Below are 14,976 nucleotides of genomic sequence, written 5' to 3'. Positions count from 1 at the left end.
ATAAATCTTGTAACCGCTATTTATAGCGCATGATGTCAATTTTCTGCGCGTTGGCCGGATATTCGGCCGGCTGGTTGCTGGCAATAAACACCAGGCAGTGTGCGGGCACAGCCTTCAATTGTTCCAGATACCAATCGAATGCCTGCTGGTCCAGGTTGGTGCCCGGCTCGTCCAGGAAAAGAATGGACGCTTCCGAAAAAAACGCCAGGGCAAGTTTTACACGCTGTCGCATGCCCGACGAAAAATTGGAGATGTATTTATCGCGCGCATGCGTGAGATACATACGCTCCAGCATTTCGTTTTCGCTCCACGCATAACGGCTTGGGCGCAGGCTGAAATGAAAACGCAACTGCTCCCGCAACGTGAATTCTTCAATGAGGTCGAGATAGGGTGTGGCAATGGCCACGTGACGGAAGATGGATTCGGCCGGAACGTTAGTGCTGGAAATGTCGTAGGTGAGGGTGCCTGTGCTGGGGGGCATCTGTCCCCAAAGCACTTGCAACAACGTGGACTTGCCCGAGCCGTTGGGGCCCGTCACTGCATAGATCTCTCCCCCTTTAAACGTGTGGGTGAGCTTGCGGAAAATCCAGTCGCGGTTAAATTTCTTGCCGAGGTCGGCAACGCCAATGGAAAGTTGAGGGCTGGAAGTGGAGGGTAGGGGAGAATGTGACATTGCGCGTTCTTCTTTCACACGTTCAGAACGAAGCGAAAGCGTCCGCCCACTGCCTAGTCATTCCCTTCATAACCTTTCATGATGCCCCGCTCCGAGTTTCGGATGAAGTCCAGGATGTAGTCGCGTTCTTCGCTGGTGGGCATTTCGCTTTCCACCATTTCAATAGCCTTGGAGTTGTTGAGCCCCTTCATGAAGATCATGCGATAGATCTCCTGAATTTCGTTGATTTTTTCGGAGCTGTAGCCGCGGCGACGAAGGCCCACGGTGTTGATGCCGGCATACGACAGCGGCTCGCGCGCAGCTTTCGTAAACGGCGGTATGTCTTTCCGCACCAGCGACCCACCACCAATGTAGGCGTGCGCACCGATCTTCGAGAACTGTTGCACAGCACAGGCTCCGCCAAAAATAGCGTAGTCGTCAATCACCACGTGGCCGGCCAGTTGCACCGTGTTGCCCAGGATGCAGTTGTTGCCAATGATGCAGTCGTGACCAATGTGCGCATAGGCCATGATGAGGCAGTCGGAGCCGATCACGGTTTTGTATTTGTCGATGGTGCCACGGTTGATGGTGACACACTCGCGCACGGTGGTGTTGTCGCCGATTTCGGCAGTGGTTTCTTCGCCCTTAAACTTCAGGTCCTGCGGCACACCCGAGATGACGGCGCCGGGAAATATTTTGCAGTTCTTGCCAAGACGCGCACCTTCCATGATGGTCACGTTGGGACCAATCCAGCAACCGTCGCCGATCACTGTATTCTTTTGCACCGTGGCAAACGGCTCGATGATCACGTTCTCGCCAATGACGGCGTCGGGGTGTACGTTGGTCATGGGGAATCGGCTCATGCGTCTTTACGAACTATGCTGGCGGTCATGGTACCTTCACAAACCAGGGTGTTGCCCACATAGGCGCGTCCTGTCATTTTCGCGATGCCGCGCTTGATGGGCGCGAGCAGGTCGCACTGAATCACGAGGGTGTCGCCGGGCAGTACCATTTTTCGGAATCTGAAATTTTCAATACCCAGGAAGTATGTCCAATAGTTTTCCGGGTCGGGCACGGTGTTCAACACCAGTATGCCACCGATCTGCGCCATGGCTTCAATCTGAAGCACGCCGGGCATCACGGGGTTTCCGGGGAAGTGGCCCTGGAAGAAGTATTCGTTTGCCGTCACGTTCTTCACACCCGACACGCTTTCGTTGTCGAGGTAAATAATCTTGTCGATCAGCAGAAACGGGTAGCGGTGGGGCAAGGTGGCGGCCACCTTGTTGATATCCATTACCGGAGGCAGGCTGGGATTGTATTTTGGTCTGCCCTTCTTGTCAGACTCCTGCATGGCTTTCTTCAGCTTCTTGGCAAACGCCACGTTGGCGGCGTGTCCGGGACGGGCCGCGAGCACTTGTGCCTTCAGCGGTCTGCCTGCAAGCGTCAGATCACCCACGATGTCCAGCAGCTTGTGGCGTGCCGGCTCGTTTTTGTAGCGGAGTTCAATGTTATTCAGAATGCCTTCCTGCTTCACGGCAACTTTGGGTTTGCCCAGCATTTTGGCGATGTTTTCCAGTTCGTTTTCCTGCACCACGCGGTCCACAATCACGATGGCGTTGTTCAGGTCGCCGCCGCGGATGAGGTTGTTTTTATACAGCATCTCCAGTTCGTGCAGGAAGCAGAAGGTGCGGCAGTTCGCGATTTCTTTTTCGAATTGACGGATGTCGGTGATCGATGCGTGCTGGCTGCCCAACACGGGCGAGTTGTAGTCGATCATCACCGTCACGCGGTAGTCGTCCAGCGGGAGGGCGGCGATTTCAACGTTACGGGCGGCTTCGCGGTAGAAGAGGGGCTCCTGCACTTCGAAGAAATCGCGGAGGGCGTTTTGTTCTTCGGTGCCGGCGGCTTTCAATACCTCTACAAACTCGATGGAGCTGCCGTCCATGATGGGGCACTCAGGGCCGTCCAATTGGATGAGCACGTTGTCTATTTCAAGACCAGTGCAGGCGGCCAAGGTGTGCTCGATAGTGCTCACACGCGCACCGCTTTGCTCAATGGTGGTTCCCCGCGACACATCCACCACATTGTCGCAGTCGGCATCGATGATGGGCGAGCCGGGCAGATCAACGCGCTGGAATTTTATTCCGTGGTTGGGTTTCGCGGGCAAAAAGGTGATGTTGGTCTGAACCCCGCTATGAAGCCCGACGCCCGAAAGGGTCACCGATTTCTGAATGGTTTGCTGTTTTATATTGAGCATGTGGTGTGCAAAAGTTGGCAAAGTTAACCTCAAACTCCAGAATATCCAATTTTGAGTTTTGCCCTCCCCCGCACGGGATGCTATGCTCGCTAATCTACTGAAAGCGAGGTATTTTCAGACTTTTTAGCCTTGTCTTCCACGGCTCTGAGGCGGTGGAAAATGTCCGGAAGCTTTTTGAAGACGGCATAGGCCTTATAGTATTCGCTGAAGTCATAGGCGGGCGATCCCATCAACTTTTTACCTTCTTCCTTGATGGATTTGGAGATGCCCGCCTGGGCCCCGATTCCGGTGTGGTTGGCAATGACGATGTGCCCCGAAATGCCGACCTGGCCCGCGATCATGCAGTTTTCGCCGATCTTGGTCGAGCCCGAAATGCCGGCCTGGGCGGCAATAACGGTGTTCTTGCCAATCTCTACGTTGTGTGCAATCTGAATGAGGTTGTCGAGCTTCACACCCTGGCGCACCACGGTGGCATCGCCAAACAGGGTGGCGCAGTCGATGACGGTGTTGGCACCGATGGCCACATGGTCTTCGATGATGACCGTGCCCAGCTGCGGAATGGTTTTGTAGGACCCGTCGCTCTGGGGCGCGAAGCCAAAGCCGTCGCTGCCAATCACGGTTCCCGAATGGATCACACAGTGGTTTCCGATTTTGGTGTCGGCATAAATTTTCACGCCCGAGTGGATGATGCAATGATCGCCGATCACCACGTTATCGCCAACATAGGCATGGGGATAGATTTTTACCTGCTCGCCAATCTTCACGTTGTTGCCGATGTAGGAGAATGCACCCCGGTAATATCCGTTGCCGATGGTGGAGTTCTCGCCCATGAAAGAGGGTTGCTCCACGCCGCTTTTCTGAAAGCTCACCAGCTTGTGATATTCTTCCAGGAGGCGTGTGAAACTGATGTAGGGATCGTCTACCAGGATGAGAGTGGCGGAGATTTCTTTGCGGGCCACAAAATCTCTTTTCACGATCACGGCCGTGGCCAGGGTGGTGTAGATATATTGTTCGTATTTCGGGTTGGAGAGAAACGCAATCTGGCCTTCCTTGGCATCCTGGATTTTGCCCAGCATGTTGATCTTCTGGTTGCCATTGCCGTTCACTTCTCCGCCCAGCATGGCGGCTACTTGATTGACCGTAAATTCCATTCTGTTGATCGTTAAATAAAGCGTTCGATTCTTGTCTTGTTCGTCGTGCTAAAGCCAGAGCATTGTGCTATCGGGTTCACGGGTTGTCAACACACCCTAACGAATTCTACAAAGATACATTTTTAGGCCAGCAGAGATAATTTTTTTTCACGATTTTGCTCAGCGCCTTGATGTTGGGAAGCTCCGACGCCTGGGCAATGTCTAACACCTCGCCACTGCGCATGAGAATGTTGATGTGATGCCCCTCGGCATACGCTTCGTTGCTGACGGTGCCGTGCGAAAAAAGATACGAGGCATCGGCGCGCAGCGTGCCGTATTTTTTCATGATCGCCTCTCGTATTTTTTCGATGTGAATTTTTTTGATGGGCTCGGCGCCGAGTTTGATGCGAAACAGTTTTCGCTCCGTGATCATCTGCGAAAGCAGGGCCAATATCCGGTCGTCGTGATGGAGCCAGCATTTGATGGCACCCCAGATGTCGTTGTCGTCGAGCTGCCCATAGGCGTGGAGAATCTGTGGTGTTTTGAAGTCGGCCAGCGTGAGTTCCTGGGTGAGAAAGATGGAGAGCGCGTGGCTGGCCGGCACGGTTTCACCACCGCGCACCAGCACCTGCGCCCGGCGAATCAGATTCACCAGCATGCGCTCGGCGCTCACCGTTGTTTTGTGTAGGTAGACCTGCCAGTACATGAGCCGTCGGGCATTCAGAAAATTCTCGATGTTGTAGATTCCCTTCTCGTCTACCACCAGTTGGTCGCGGTGCACGGTGAGCATTGAAAGGATACGGTCCACGCCCACGGAACCTTCCTGCACGCCTGTGAAGAAACAGTCGCGGTTCAGGTAGTCCAGCCGGTCGATGTCGAGCTGGCTCGACACCAGCTGGTGAAAGAACTTGCGTTTATAGCTGTTCCGGAAAATTTTCAGGGTCAGGGCCAGGGCGCCGTTGAACTCCTTGTTCAGTTGATCCATCATCAGATACGACAGGCTTTCGTGGCGGATGCCCGGCAACAGGGAGTATTCCAGTGTATGCGAAAACGGTCCGTGGCCAATGTCGTGGAGGAGAATGGCCAGCTGCGAGGCCTCATATTCTTCGTCGGAGATGTCGATGCCTTTAAACTTCAGGGTGTCGAGGGCCTTGCCCATAAGGTGCATAGCGCCCAGGGCGTGCTGAAAACGGGTATGCTGGGCGGCGGGATAGACATAGTCGGTCAGGCCCAGTTGCTTAATGTGGCGGAGGCGTTGGAAGTAGGGATGGGAGACAATGTCAAAGATCAGTTCGGAGGGGATGGTGATAAAGCCATAGACGGGATCGTTGATGATCTTTTTTTTGTTCATCCTGCGCGGGTTTATTTCTCCAATCGTTTGTCAGAAATTAACTGACAGGGGATAACGATTAATGGTTAAATTGGTGAAAATTTCGATTATGCAAAGATATAGCATTTTGTGGGCCGACGATGAGATCGATTTATTGAAGCCTCATATTCTTTTCCTCGAGCAAAGAGGCTACGACATCACCCCGGTCAACAACGGCACCGAAGCCGTGGAACTCACCGACGAAAAACATTTCGACGTGGTGTTCCTCGACGAAAACATGCCGGGCATGTCGGGACTCGAAGCCCTCACGCAAATAAAAAATAACAAACCGAATCTTCCCGTGGTGATGATCACCAAGAACGAGGAAGAACACATCATGGAAGAGGCCATCGGCTCCAAGATTGCCGACTACCTCATCAAGCCGCTCAACCCGAGCCAGATTTTGCTGTCGGTGAAAAAAATCCTCGACAACAAACGCCTCGTCATCGAGAAAACAAACCTCAACTATCAGCAGGAGTTCCGGAAGATCAGCATGGCCTTTCAGGACAACATGAACCACGAGCAGTGGGCCGACATCTACAAAAAACTGGTGTTCTGGGAACTGCAGATGGACCATGCCGACAACCAGGACATGGGCGAAGTGCTCGACATGCAGAAGACGGAAGCCAACGCCAACTTTGCCAAGTTCATCATCCGTAACTACGACTCATGGCTCAACGACCCGAAGGCCGAAAAGCCTTTGCTTTCGCACCAGCTCATGAAGAAAAAAGTGTTTCCCGAGCTGGGCAAGAAGCCGGTGTTTGTGATCCTCATCGACAACCTGCGCTACGACCAGTGGAAAGTGATTGAGCCGGTGCTGACGGAATATTTCAACGTGACCAGCGAAGAGACGTATTATTCAATCCTGCCAACGACCACGGCATACGCCCGCAATGCCATCTTCTCGGGCCAGATGCCTTCGGAAATGGCCAAGACCAACCCCGATCTTTGGGTTGGGGAAGACGAAGACGAAGGGAAGAACAATTTCGAATCGGAATTTCTTGCCAAACAGCTTCGCCGGAACAACCTCAACGTGAAGATGTCGTATCACAAAATCAAAAACCTGGAGGAGGGCCGGAGCCTGGCCGACACGGTGAACAACCTGTTTCAGAACGACCTGAACGTGGTGGTCTACAACTTTGTGGATATGCTGTCGCACGCCCGCACCGACATGGCCATGGTGCGCGAACTGGCCCCCGACGAATCGGCCTACCGTTCCATCACCAAGTCGTGGTTCCTGCACTCGCCGCTCATCGACATCCTGAAGAAGATTGCCGAGAAAGATGTGAAGGTGGTGATCACCACCGACCACGGCACCATCCGCGTGAAGCGTCCTTTCAAAATCATTGGCGACCGCAGCGTGAACAGCAACCTGCGCTACAAACAAGGCAAGAACCTGGGCTATGAAGGCGAGAAAGTGATGACGGTGCTGAAGCCGGAGCGATTGTTCCTGCCCAAGCTCAACGTGTCGTCGTCGTATGTGTTTGCCATCGAAGATCAGTTCTTTGCCTATCCCAACAACTACAACTATTACGTGAACTTCTACAAAGACACGTTTCAGCACGGTGGTGTGAGCATGGAAGAGATTATCATTCCTATAATTTTCTTAAATTCGAAAAATGCATCATGATGCCGGAGGAAGCGGTGTTTCGTTCCGTGACACAATCGGATTTGGCGGACGTGGCGAAAGAAGTGGTGAAGCGATTGAACACGATTCCGGTGTGGCTTTTTCATGGCGAAATGGGGTCGGGCAAAACCACCTTCATCAAAGCCATATGCCGCGCCGCCGGTGTGGAAGAAGCCATGAGCAGCCCCACGTTTTCGATTGTGAACGAATACGAAACCCGGGAGCATTCAAAAATATATCATTTTGACTTTTACAGAATAAAGCACGAAGCCGAGGCGTATGACATTGGGACGGAGGAATATTTTTATTCAGGCTATCCTTGCTTCATTGAATGGCCGGAAAAAATTCCGTCGCTCATTCCCGGGCGCCGTGCAAAAGTTTCCATCCAGGTTGAAAATAATACAGAACGAACCATAGTGATTTCAGTCCATGAGCGAGAAGAAGAAAACAGGGTTTGAAGCCCTGGCCAAAGCGAGCCTGCATCCGCAAGAGCAACTGCTCGAAGTGCGCAAGAGACGGCATACGTTTTTTATCGGGTTGCCCAAAGAAATTTCCCTGCAGGAAAACCGCATCAGCCTCACGCCCGATGCCGTGGCCCTGCTGGTGAACAACGGCCACGAAGTGTGGGTGGAAGCCAAGGCCGGCAACGGCTCCAAGTTTTCCGACAAACAATACAGCGACGCGGGTGCCAAGATTGTGTATTCACCGCAGGAAGTATACCAGGCCGACGTGATCCTCAAAATCGAACCGCCCACGCTGGAAGAAATCGAACTGATGCACGCGGGGCAAACGCTCATCTCGGCGTTGCAACTCGGCCAACTGAAAGTGGAAAGTCTGCAGGCACTCACCAAGAAAAAAATTACAGCCCTGGCCTACGAGTTTATCGAAGACAAAGTAGGGGGCATGCCCATTGTTCGCGCCATGAGCGAGATTGCGGGCAGCAGTGTGCTGCTCATCGCGTCAGAATATCTCAGCACAGCCAATAGCGGCAAGGGGGTTATCCTCGGCGGCATCACCGGCGTGCCACCCACCAAGGTGGTCATCATCGGTGCGGGCACGGTGGCCGAATATGCTGTGCGCGCAGCCCTCGGGTTGGGTGCCGACGTGCAGGTGTTCGACAACCACCTCTACAAACTTCGCCGCATCAAACACCTTTTGGGACAACAGATCTACACGTCTACCATCGACACAATAACGCTGAGCGACACGCTGAAAACTGCCGATGTGGTGGTGGGAGCGTTGCGCGCCGAGAAGGGCCGGCCCCGCCACGTCATCACCGAAGAAATGGTGGCGCAGATGAAGGTTGATTCACTTATTATCGACCTCAGCATCGATCAGGGTGGTTGTGTGGAGACATCAGAGATCACCACACTGAGCAAGCCCATCTTCCGGAAGCACGGCGTCATTCACTATTGCGTGCCCAACGTGGCGTCGCGCGTGGCCCACACTGCGGCCAACGCGTTGAGCAATATTTTCACACCCACCATATTGCGCGCGTCAGAAGAAGGCGGCGTGGAGGCGATGATCTTTTCGCACAAGTGGTTTATGAAGGGCGTCTACACCTACAAAGGCGGACTCACCAACGAACACGTGGCCCGCAAGTTTGGATTGAAATATAAAAACATTGAACTCCTGATGGCCGCAAGGTTCTGAGTATACCTGACGTTAGAATACGATACATGCAAATTCCCCAACCTATGAAAAAACAATTACTCGTAGTCGTGCTCGTGGCACTTTGTGCGGCAAGCTATGCACAGACTGTTTTGCCCAGCAACATGCGTGCACAAAACACCTTGCAGCAACTGGACGCCATATCGACAAACAAAGATATTCTTTACGGCATACCCATGCCTCCGCCACAGGTTATCGGCGATACATATTATAAGTTGTACTGGAGCCCCACGTCGTTGTTGCTCTATACCGACAAGATGGTAGAAGGTTTCCCGGCCCGCTACGATATCTATGCCGACGAGGTGGAGTTGCGTGGAAAAAATGGTGTGCGGGTCATGCCCTCCAAATTGATCAAGAGTTTTGTGTGGATCGATTCCGTGTCGAAAGAGCCGACGTATTTTGTGAACGCGAAGGACTTTTTGACGGAAAGCAAAGCGCCCCTGAAAGGCTTCTTTGAAGTGATGGCCGAAGGATCGGTGACGTTGCTGAAGCGGATGACGGTGTATGTTAAAAAGGCAGACTACAACGCCGTACTGAACGTGGGCAACCGCGATGACAAGATCATGAAAGAATCCACGTTGTTCTACCTCAAAGGAAGCACGGCGCTCGAAGTGCCCTCGTCGAAAAAGAAACTGCTTCCGGTGTTTGGCGACAAAGCCACCGCCGTTGAGCAATACATCAAAGAAAAAGACCTGTCGCTTTCCAAGGAAAACGATCTGAAATCAGTCTTTGCCTATTACAACACGCTGGTCGCCTCGAACTAAAGTCGTTCGAGGCTTTCCCGCAATGATTTGATTCTAGCTTCCGTATCTGATTTTTTCTTGCGCTCCAGTTCAACAACCTGAGGTTTTGCGCTGTTCACAAAGTTCTCATTCGAAAGTTTTTGGTCCAGCTTTGCCAGTAGCCCAAGCTCGTAGTCCAATTTCTTTTGCAGGGCTTCGCGCTCTTTTTCGACATCGATCTTACCTTCAACAGGGATGAAGAATTCGGTCGATCTGGCGATGAAGCCGGAGGCGTTTGCTTTTTCTTGTGTGAACGAAACCTCACTCACGTTGGAAAGTTTCTTCACGATGGGCCAGAAGGATTGTATCGCAATGCCATCGCCCTGCTTCACAATCAGCTTCAGCGCATCCTTTGGGGAAATGCCTTTGCCATTGCGGAAGTTTCTGATTTCGGTGATCACCTCGAAAGCAAATGCGCCTTCTTCAAGGATGGAGGCGGTCTGTTTTCCTTCGGCGGGCCATGGCGCTACAATGATGCAGTCGCCTTCCGAACGGTCTTTCAACTCGTGCCACAGCTCTTCGGTAATGAAGGGCATGAACGGGTGAAGCGCGCGTAGCTGTCGCTCGAAGAAATCAACGGTTGAGGCATACGTGGCGGCATCGATGGGCTTTTCGAATTCGGGTTTAACCATCTCCAGGTACCAGGCGCAAAAGTCCGTCCAAACGAGCTTGTACGCAGTCATCAACGCATCCGACATTCTGAACTTTCCGAAGTGGTCGTTCAACTCTGCCAGCGACGTGTTGAATTTTGATTCGAACCACTGAATGGCAACTTTATTTTCTTCCGGCTGGGCAATGCCCGCGTCGATGGTCCAACCCTTCACAAGCCTGAAGGCATTCCAGATCTTGTTGGCGAAGTTGCGGCCTTGCTCAATCAGTTTTTCGTCATACAACAAATCATTGCCCGCGGGCGAGCTAAACAGCATGCCCGTGCGCACGGCGTCCGCCCCGGACGTGGCGATGAGGTCCAGGGGATCGGGCGAGTTGCCCAACGACTTCGACATCTTTCGTCCCTGTTTGTCGCGCACAATTCCCGTGAGGTAAACATTCTTGAACGGCATGTCGCCGCGATATTCATAGCCGGCAATGATCATGCGCGCCACCCAGAAGAAAAGAATCTCGGGAGCCGTCACCAAATCATTGGTTGGATAGTAGTAGTTAAGATCCGTGTTGCCTTTGTTGCCATCGCCTTTAAACACCGATGTGTCGAACACGGCGATGGGCCAGAGCCAGCTGGAGAACCACGTGTCGAGCACATCGCTTTCTTGTGTGAGCACGGGTGTTTTAGCACCGGGCTTTTTCTCGGCGTATACTTTCAACGCTTCGGCTTCGGTCTTGGCAACAACATAAAATCCTTCCTGATCATACCACGCCGGAATGCGATGTCCCCACCACAACTGACGCGAGATGCACCAGTCGCGCACGTTCGACATCCAGTGGTTGTAGGTGTTCTTGAACTTTGGCGGGATAAGCTGAATGTCGTCGTTCATCACGTGCTGCAGTGCGGGCTTGGTGATGTCCTGCATTTTCAAAAACCATTGCAGCGACAGACGGGGCTCGATCACCGCGTCGGTGCGCTCCGAGAAGCCCACGTGGCTGGTGTAGTCTTCCATTTTTTGCAGGTATCCTTTTTCGTCGAGCGCCTTGCCGATTTTTTTGCGGGCAATGAAACGGTCTTCGCCGATAAAGATCCGGGCTTTGTCGTTCAGTGTGCCGTCTTCGTTCAGGATGTCGATCACCTCCAGGTTGTGTTTCAAGCCCAGGGCGTTGTCGTTCATGTCGTGGGCGGGCGTCACCTTGAGGCAGCCGGTTCCAAAGTCCATGGCCACATACTCGTCTTCGATGATGGGGATGGCCCGGTCGATAAGGGGGATGATGGCCTTCTTTCCTTTCAGGTGTTTATAGCGTTCGTCGTTCGGGTTCACACAAATGGCCGCGTCGGCCATAATGGTTTCCGGACGCACGGTGGCGATGGTCACAAATTCGTTGGGGCTGCCTTCGATGGGATAGTTGATGTAATACAATTTCGAGGGCACATCGCGGTGAATCACCTCGTCGTCTGACAGGGCGGTTTTTCCGGCGGGGTCCCAGTTCACCATGCGCAGGCCGCGGTAGATGTTGCCTTTGTTATAGAGGTCGATAAACACGTCGATCACGGCGTCGTAATAGTCCGGGTCCATCGTGAACTTGGTACGGTCCCAGTCGCATGAGGCGCCCAGTTTTTTTAGCTGTTCCAGGATGATGCCGCCATATTTCTCTTTCCATTCCCAGGCATATTTCAGAAATTCCTCCCGGGTCAGGTCCGACTTTTTGATGCCGCGTTCGCGCAACATGGCCACTACCTTGGCTTCGGTGGCGATGGACGCGTGGTCGGTTCCCGGCACCCAACAAGCCTCCTTGCCCTGCATGCGCGCGCGACGCACCAGGATGTCCTGGATGGTATTGTTCAGCATGTGGCCCATGTGCAACACACCGGTTACGTTTGGGGGGGGTATGACGATACAATATGGTTCTTTGTCAGCATGGGGTTCCGAATGGAAAAAGCCATGCTCCATCCAATAGCTGTACCACTTATTTTCTACTTCGGCAGGATTGTATTTGGTTGATAGCATGAGGCGACGCGGGGTGCAGTGGTTTATAAATGGGTTGAAAATGGGCGTAAAAATAAAGAAAATGGCCTGAATAACGGAATCTCTGACCTTCGAAATCCGACACCCCTAAACACTTCGTATATCGCTATGTCAACCCAACCAACTGAACGCAAGACCATGAAAGCCATTGCGCTGACCTCATCCGAAAGAAACACAATCCAATGGAAGCAGCTCTGGAGCCTCGTGGCCCTCTATGGCTCCATTGTGATCGGGTGGATTGCCTACCAGAACTATCAACCCAAGCTCCTCGAACAATTTCATTTCAAAAACTACACCCTGTTGCTCGCCATCGCCCAGGGCATCATTCTTATTGTTACCCCGCCCGTGGCCGGAAAGCTTGGCGACCGCTACCGGCTTGAGCAAGGCCATCGCATTCCGGTAATTTCTGCGGGCATTAGCTTTGCGTCTATGGTGTTCATGGCCGTGGCCTTCACCTTGTTCAGCAACCCCGGCGAGATTTTCCGCTGGATACTGCCCGTGCTCATTATCTTCTGGCTCATTGCCATGAGCATTTTCACCAGCCCGGCGCTGTCGACCATGGAACTGTTTTCGCCCATTGACAAATTGCCACGCGCCATGGCCATACTCACCATTGTAGCCAATCTTATCTATGCTGTGGAACCCGTCATTGTCGACATCATCGACTATGTGGGTGCGCCGCTCACGTTCATCAGCGGCGGGCTGGTGGTGTTCATCTCGGGCATAGCCCTCAAGAAAAATTCGCTAACGCTTTTCACGACCAGCGAAAACAAGGAGGCAAAACCCGAAGAGAATACCCAACCTGATCTGGCCAAATCGAACTATGCTTTCATCTTTTTTATGGGGCTCGTGCTGGGCACAGCCACCACCGTGTTGTTCAACCTGTTTCCCAACGTGCTCGAAGCCAAGATCGGTTCATTGTTCAACGGATGGCAGGGCAAGATCATTATGGTAAACATCCTCGTGCTGTCGGCGCTCATCTCGTGGCCGGTCAGCAACCTGGTGAACAAACTGGGACTTGAGAAATCGTTCTGGGGCAGTGCCGTGGCAATCGCGGTCAGCATGGTGTTTGTGTTCACGGTTCAATCGGTGGCCGTGGTGTTTGTGATGACAATCCTTTTTACTGTGATGTTTACATCGCTTTCGGTGAGTGCACTTCCGTTGGCGATCAAACAATCAACGTTTGCCGAAAAGGTTTTTTGTGTCGGTATATTCTTTAGCGGTGTGGCCCTGCCCGATAGTATTCTGGAAGTTTTGCAGGCCCTCTAAGTAACATAAACAAATGGTTGGTTTATGGGGAATGAGCCGGTCGATACGTTCGGCCGGCCATTCTTTTTTTAGCGCGTTTGCCGAGACCAAAGGCGTGAAGAAATGTTAACTCTTCCGGATGCGCCAGTCGGAGGGATACAGGTTGTTGGAGCGATTGTCGAGCACGTTCATCCATCCGAGCGGTAAAGTGTTGTGGAGCATCAGGGCAAATCCTTTCCGGGCGCCCTCCACGTGTATCCCTTCTTTTCGGAGATATTGCAGCGCTTCGGGAAGTTCAAGATTCAGTTGTGAAAAATTATCGCGTTCCAATTCCAACGACAACGCCAGCGGATGTTCGGGCACAAGCTTGTCGTGTTTCAGCGTTGCCATCACGGTGCCGGCCGTGAGGAGGTAGAGACTTCTGGTGAGAAACTCGATTTCGCCGGCAAGATGTTTTGGGAAGAACTGGATCTGATCGTTGCGCAGAATAAACATCTTTTCCTCCACGTTACGCACAAAGGCCGGTAGTTGCTCCGTTGCTTTCTTGGGAGGCGACATGAACGACGTTTTGTTTTTGACACGACTGAGCGGCGTAGATTCTGTTTTGCGGACGGCTGCCATAAAAAAACCTTCGCCCTTCACGTTGTGCGGATAGAATCGATAGCCGGGAATGTTCTGATGCAGCACGCGTTGAATGCCCCAGCTTTCGTTGAGCAACAAGGGAATGAACTCGGCGCCGTGTTCCTGTTGAAGCCACGCGAGGTTGGCTTCATTTTCGTCGGCGTTATAGGTGCAGGTGGAGTAGAGGAGCACACCGCCTTCTTTAAGGGCGGGCCACACATCGCTAAGGATACGCCGTTGCCGTTTGCTGCAGAGCGCCACGTTGTCGGGCGACCATTCCTGCATGGCGTCGGGATCTTTGCGAAACAGTCCTTCGCCCGAGCAGGGTGCATCCACCACCATCACATCGAAGAAGCCCTGTAGTCGTTGAAAATCCTGTGGATCGTTGTGTGTCACCACAGCGTTGCAGTGTCCCCACTTCTGGATGTTCTCTGCCAGGATAGACGCGCGTGCCCGGATCACTTCGTTAGACACCAGCAGGCTTTGGTTGTTTAGTAAACTCAGCAAGTGCGTGGATTTGCCTCCGGGCGCGGCACAAAGGTCGAGCACGCGAATGGCCTTGTCAGGATCCACCACCTGGCGGAATGCTTGCTCCAGAAACATCGAGCTTGCTTCTTGTACATAGTATGCACCGGCGTGAAATGCAGGATCAAGGGTGAACGACGGACGCTCGTGCAGGTAGTATCCATGCGACGTCCACGGAATGGACGAAGCCCCGGCGGGTGGTGCGCTCACCTTTGCCGGGTTGAGGCGAATGCTCACCGGCGATGGCTGATGGTGTGCAGCTTCAAAATCGGCCCACTGCGCACCCAGCTGTTCGCGCATGCGTTGTTCAAAAGCCGGGGGAAAGGAGATGTCACTCATGCGTTGGCCGGAAGTTGATGTGCACCATACAAAACCGGATTTGTATAAGGCATCATCTTTTGTTCACGGCAAATTAATGCTTTGGGGTTGATTTATCGGCGCTGTGCTAAAAGATCATTTTTAAT

The 14,976-nt window shown here is 52.8% G+C and carries 12 protein-coding genes; 5 read left to right on the top strand and 7 right to left on the bottom strand.

The features are described 5' to 3' along the window. Positions 1-16 precede the first annotated feature (16 nt). The 5 genes from JI741_RS16920 to JI741_RS16900 all read right to left on the bottom strand — a co-directional run bounded on the left by JI741_RS16920 (position 17) and on the right by JI741_RS16900 (position 5,390). Positions 17-673, bottom strand: coding sequence for an ABC transporter ATP-binding protein (locus tag JI741_RS16920; protein ID WP_202011652.1), 657 nt, complete (start codon positions 671-673; stop codon positions 17-19). A 53-nt stretch (positions 674-726) separates the two neighbouring features. Continuing rightward, positions 727-1,515, bottom strand: a complete 789-nt coding sequence (gene lpxA / locus JI741_RS16915; RefSeq protein ID WP_202011650.1) for an acyl-ACP--UDP-N-acetylglucosamine O-acyltransferase — start codon at positions 1,513-1,515, stop codon at positions 727-729. Beyond that, complete coding sequence (locus tag JI741_RS16910; RefSeq protein WP_202011648.1) at positions 1,512-2,909, bottom strand: bifunctional UDP-3-O-[3-hydroxymyristoyl] N-acetylglucosamine deacetylase/3-hydroxyacyl-ACP dehydratase; 1,398 nt, start codon at positions 2,907-2,909, stop codon at positions 1,512-1,514. Before JI741_RS16910 ends, lpxA begins: the two co-directional genes overlap by 4 nt. Positions 2,910-2,998: 89 nt before the next feature. Then, positions 2,999-4,060: a UDP-3-O-(3-hydroxymyristoyl)glucosamine N-acyltransferase gene (gene lpxD / locus JI741_RS16905; protein WP_202011646.1), complete on the bottom strand. Its 1,062-nt coding sequence runs from the start codon at positions 4,058-4,060 to the stop codon at positions 2,999-3,001. Between the two features lie 106 nt (positions 4,061-4,166). After that, complete coding sequence (locus JI741_RS16900) at positions 4,167-5,390, bottom strand: HD domain-containing protein (protein ID WP_202011644.1); 1,224 nt, start codon at positions 5,388-5,390, stop codon at positions 4,167-4,169. Positions 5,391-5,478: 88 nt separating this feature from the next. Here JI741_RS16900 and porX point away from each other — a divergent pair, with 88 nt between their 5' ends. Genes porX through JI741_RS16880 form a run of 4 tightly spaced genes read left to right on the top strand, consistent with a single transcriptional unit; the run spans position 5,479 to position 9,470 of the window. Then, positions 5,479-7,038: a T9SS response regulator signal transducer PorX gene (gene porX / locus JI741_RS16895; RefSeq protein WP_202011642.1), complete on the top strand. Its 1,560-nt coding sequence runs from the start codon at positions 5,479-5,481 to the stop codon at positions 7,036-7,038. After that, on the top strand, positions 7,035-7,493 hold the full coding sequence (tsaE, locus tag JI741_RS16890; protein ID WP_236676119.1) for a tRNA (adenosine(37)-N6)-threonylcarbamoyltransferase complex ATPase subunit type 1 TsaE: 459 nt from the start codon (positions 7,035-7,037) through the stop codon (positions 7,491-7,493). Before porX ends, tsaE begins: the two co-directional genes overlap by 4 nt. Beyond that, the gene (locus JI741_RS16885; protein WP_202011640.1) at positions 7,465-8,688 is read left to right on the top strand and encodes an alanine dehydrogenase; all 1,224 of its coding nucleotides are present in this window, start codon (positions 7,465-7,467) and stop codon (positions 8,686-8,688) included. The genes tsaE and JI741_RS16885 overlap by 29 nt, the downstream gene beginning before the upstream one ends. Before the next feature lie 44 nt (positions 8,689-8,732). Further along, the gene (locus tag JI741_RS16880) at positions 8,733-9,470 is read left to right on the top strand and encodes a hypothetical protein (RefSeq protein ID WP_202011638.1); all 738 of its coding nucleotides are present in this window, start codon (positions 8,733-8,735) and stop codon (positions 9,468-9,470) included. Here JI741_RS16880 and JI741_RS16875 read toward each other — a convergent pair. Next, complete coding sequence (locus JI741_RS16875) at positions 9,467-12,100, bottom strand: valine--tRNA ligase (RefSeq protein ID WP_202011636.1); 2,634 nt, start codon at positions 12,098-12,100, stop codon at positions 9,467-9,469. The genes JI741_RS16880 and JI741_RS16875 overlap by 4 nt on opposite strands. A 126-nt stretch (positions 12,101-12,226) precedes the next feature. Here JI741_RS16875 and JI741_RS16870 point away from each other — a divergent pair, with 126 nt between their 5' ends. Continuing rightward, positions 12,227-13,387, top strand: a complete 1,161-nt coding sequence (locus JI741_RS16870) for an MFS transporter (protein WP_202011629.1) — start codon at positions 12,227-12,229, stop codon at positions 13,385-13,387. A gap of 105 nt (positions 13,388-13,492) precedes the next feature. Here the strand turns inward: JI741_RS16870 and JI741_RS16865 are convergent, their stop codons facing one another. Then, positions 13,493-14,851, bottom strand: a complete 1,359-nt coding sequence (locus JI741_RS16865; RefSeq protein WP_202011627.1) for a methyltransferase RsmF C-terminal domain-like protein — start codon at positions 14,849-14,851, stop codon at positions 13,493-13,495. Between the last annotated feature and the right edge of the window lie 125 nt (positions 14,852-14,976).

It is taken from the genome of Chryseolinea lacunae (assembly GCF_016735595.1).
Taxonomy (GTDB): Bacteria; Bacteroidota; Bacteroidia; order Cytophagales; family Cyclobacteriaceae; genus Chryseolinea; species Chryseolinea lacunae.
This window is presented reverse-complemented; position numbering and strand designations above follow the sequence as displayed.

What these genes read in the sequence shown, in the direction of transcription:
- JI741_RS16920 (WP_202011652.1), bottom strand. Translation starts at nt 673, where the DNA reads ATGTCACATTCTCCCCTACCCTCCACTTCCAGCCCTCAACTTTCCATT.
- lpxA (WP_202011650.1), bottom strand. Translation starts at nt 1,515, where the DNA reads ATGAGCCGATTCCCCATGACCAACGTACACCCCGACGCCGTCATTGGC.
- JI741_RS16910 (WP_202011648.1), bottom strand. Translation starts at nt 2,909, where the DNA reads ATGCTCAATATAAAACAGCAAACCATTCAGAAATCGGTGACCCTTTCG.
- lpxD (WP_202011646.1), bottom strand. Translation starts at nt 4,060, where the DNA reads ATGGAATTTACGGTCAATCAAGTAGCCGCCATGCTGGGCGGAGAAGTG.
- JI741_RS16900 (WP_202011644.1), bottom strand. Translation starts at nt 5,390, where the DNA reads ATGAACAAAAAAAAGATCATCAACGATCCCGTCTATGGCTTTATCACC.
- porX (WP_202011642.1), top strand. Translation starts at nt 5,479, where the DNA reads ATGCAAAGATATAGCATTTTGTGGGCCGACGATGAGATCGATTTATTG.
- tsaE (WP_236676119.1), top strand. Translation starts at nt 7,035, where the DNA reads ATGATGCCGGAGGAAGCGGTGTTTCGTTCCGTGACACAATCGGATTTG.
- JI741_RS16885 (WP_202011640.1), top strand. Translation starts at nt 7,465, where the DNA reads ATGAGCGAGAAGAAGAAAACAGGGTTTGAAGCCCTGGCCAAAGCGAGC.
- JI741_RS16880 (WP_202011638.1), top strand. Translation starts at nt 8,733, where the DNA reads ATGAAAAAACAATTACTCGTAGTCGTGCTCGTGGCACTTTGTGCGGCA.
- JI741_RS16875 (WP_202011636.1), bottom strand. Translation starts at nt 12,100, where the DNA reads ATGCTATCAACCAAATACAATCCTGCCGAAGTAGAAAATAAGTGGTAC.
- JI741_RS16870 (WP_202011629.1), top strand. Translation starts at nt 12,227, where the DNA reads ATGTCAACCCAACCAACTGAACGCAAGACCATGAAAGCCATTGCGCTG.
- JI741_RS16865 (WP_202011627.1), bottom strand. Translation starts at nt 14,851, where the DNA reads ATGAGTGACATCTCCTTTCCCCCGGCTTTTGAACAACGCATGCGCGAA.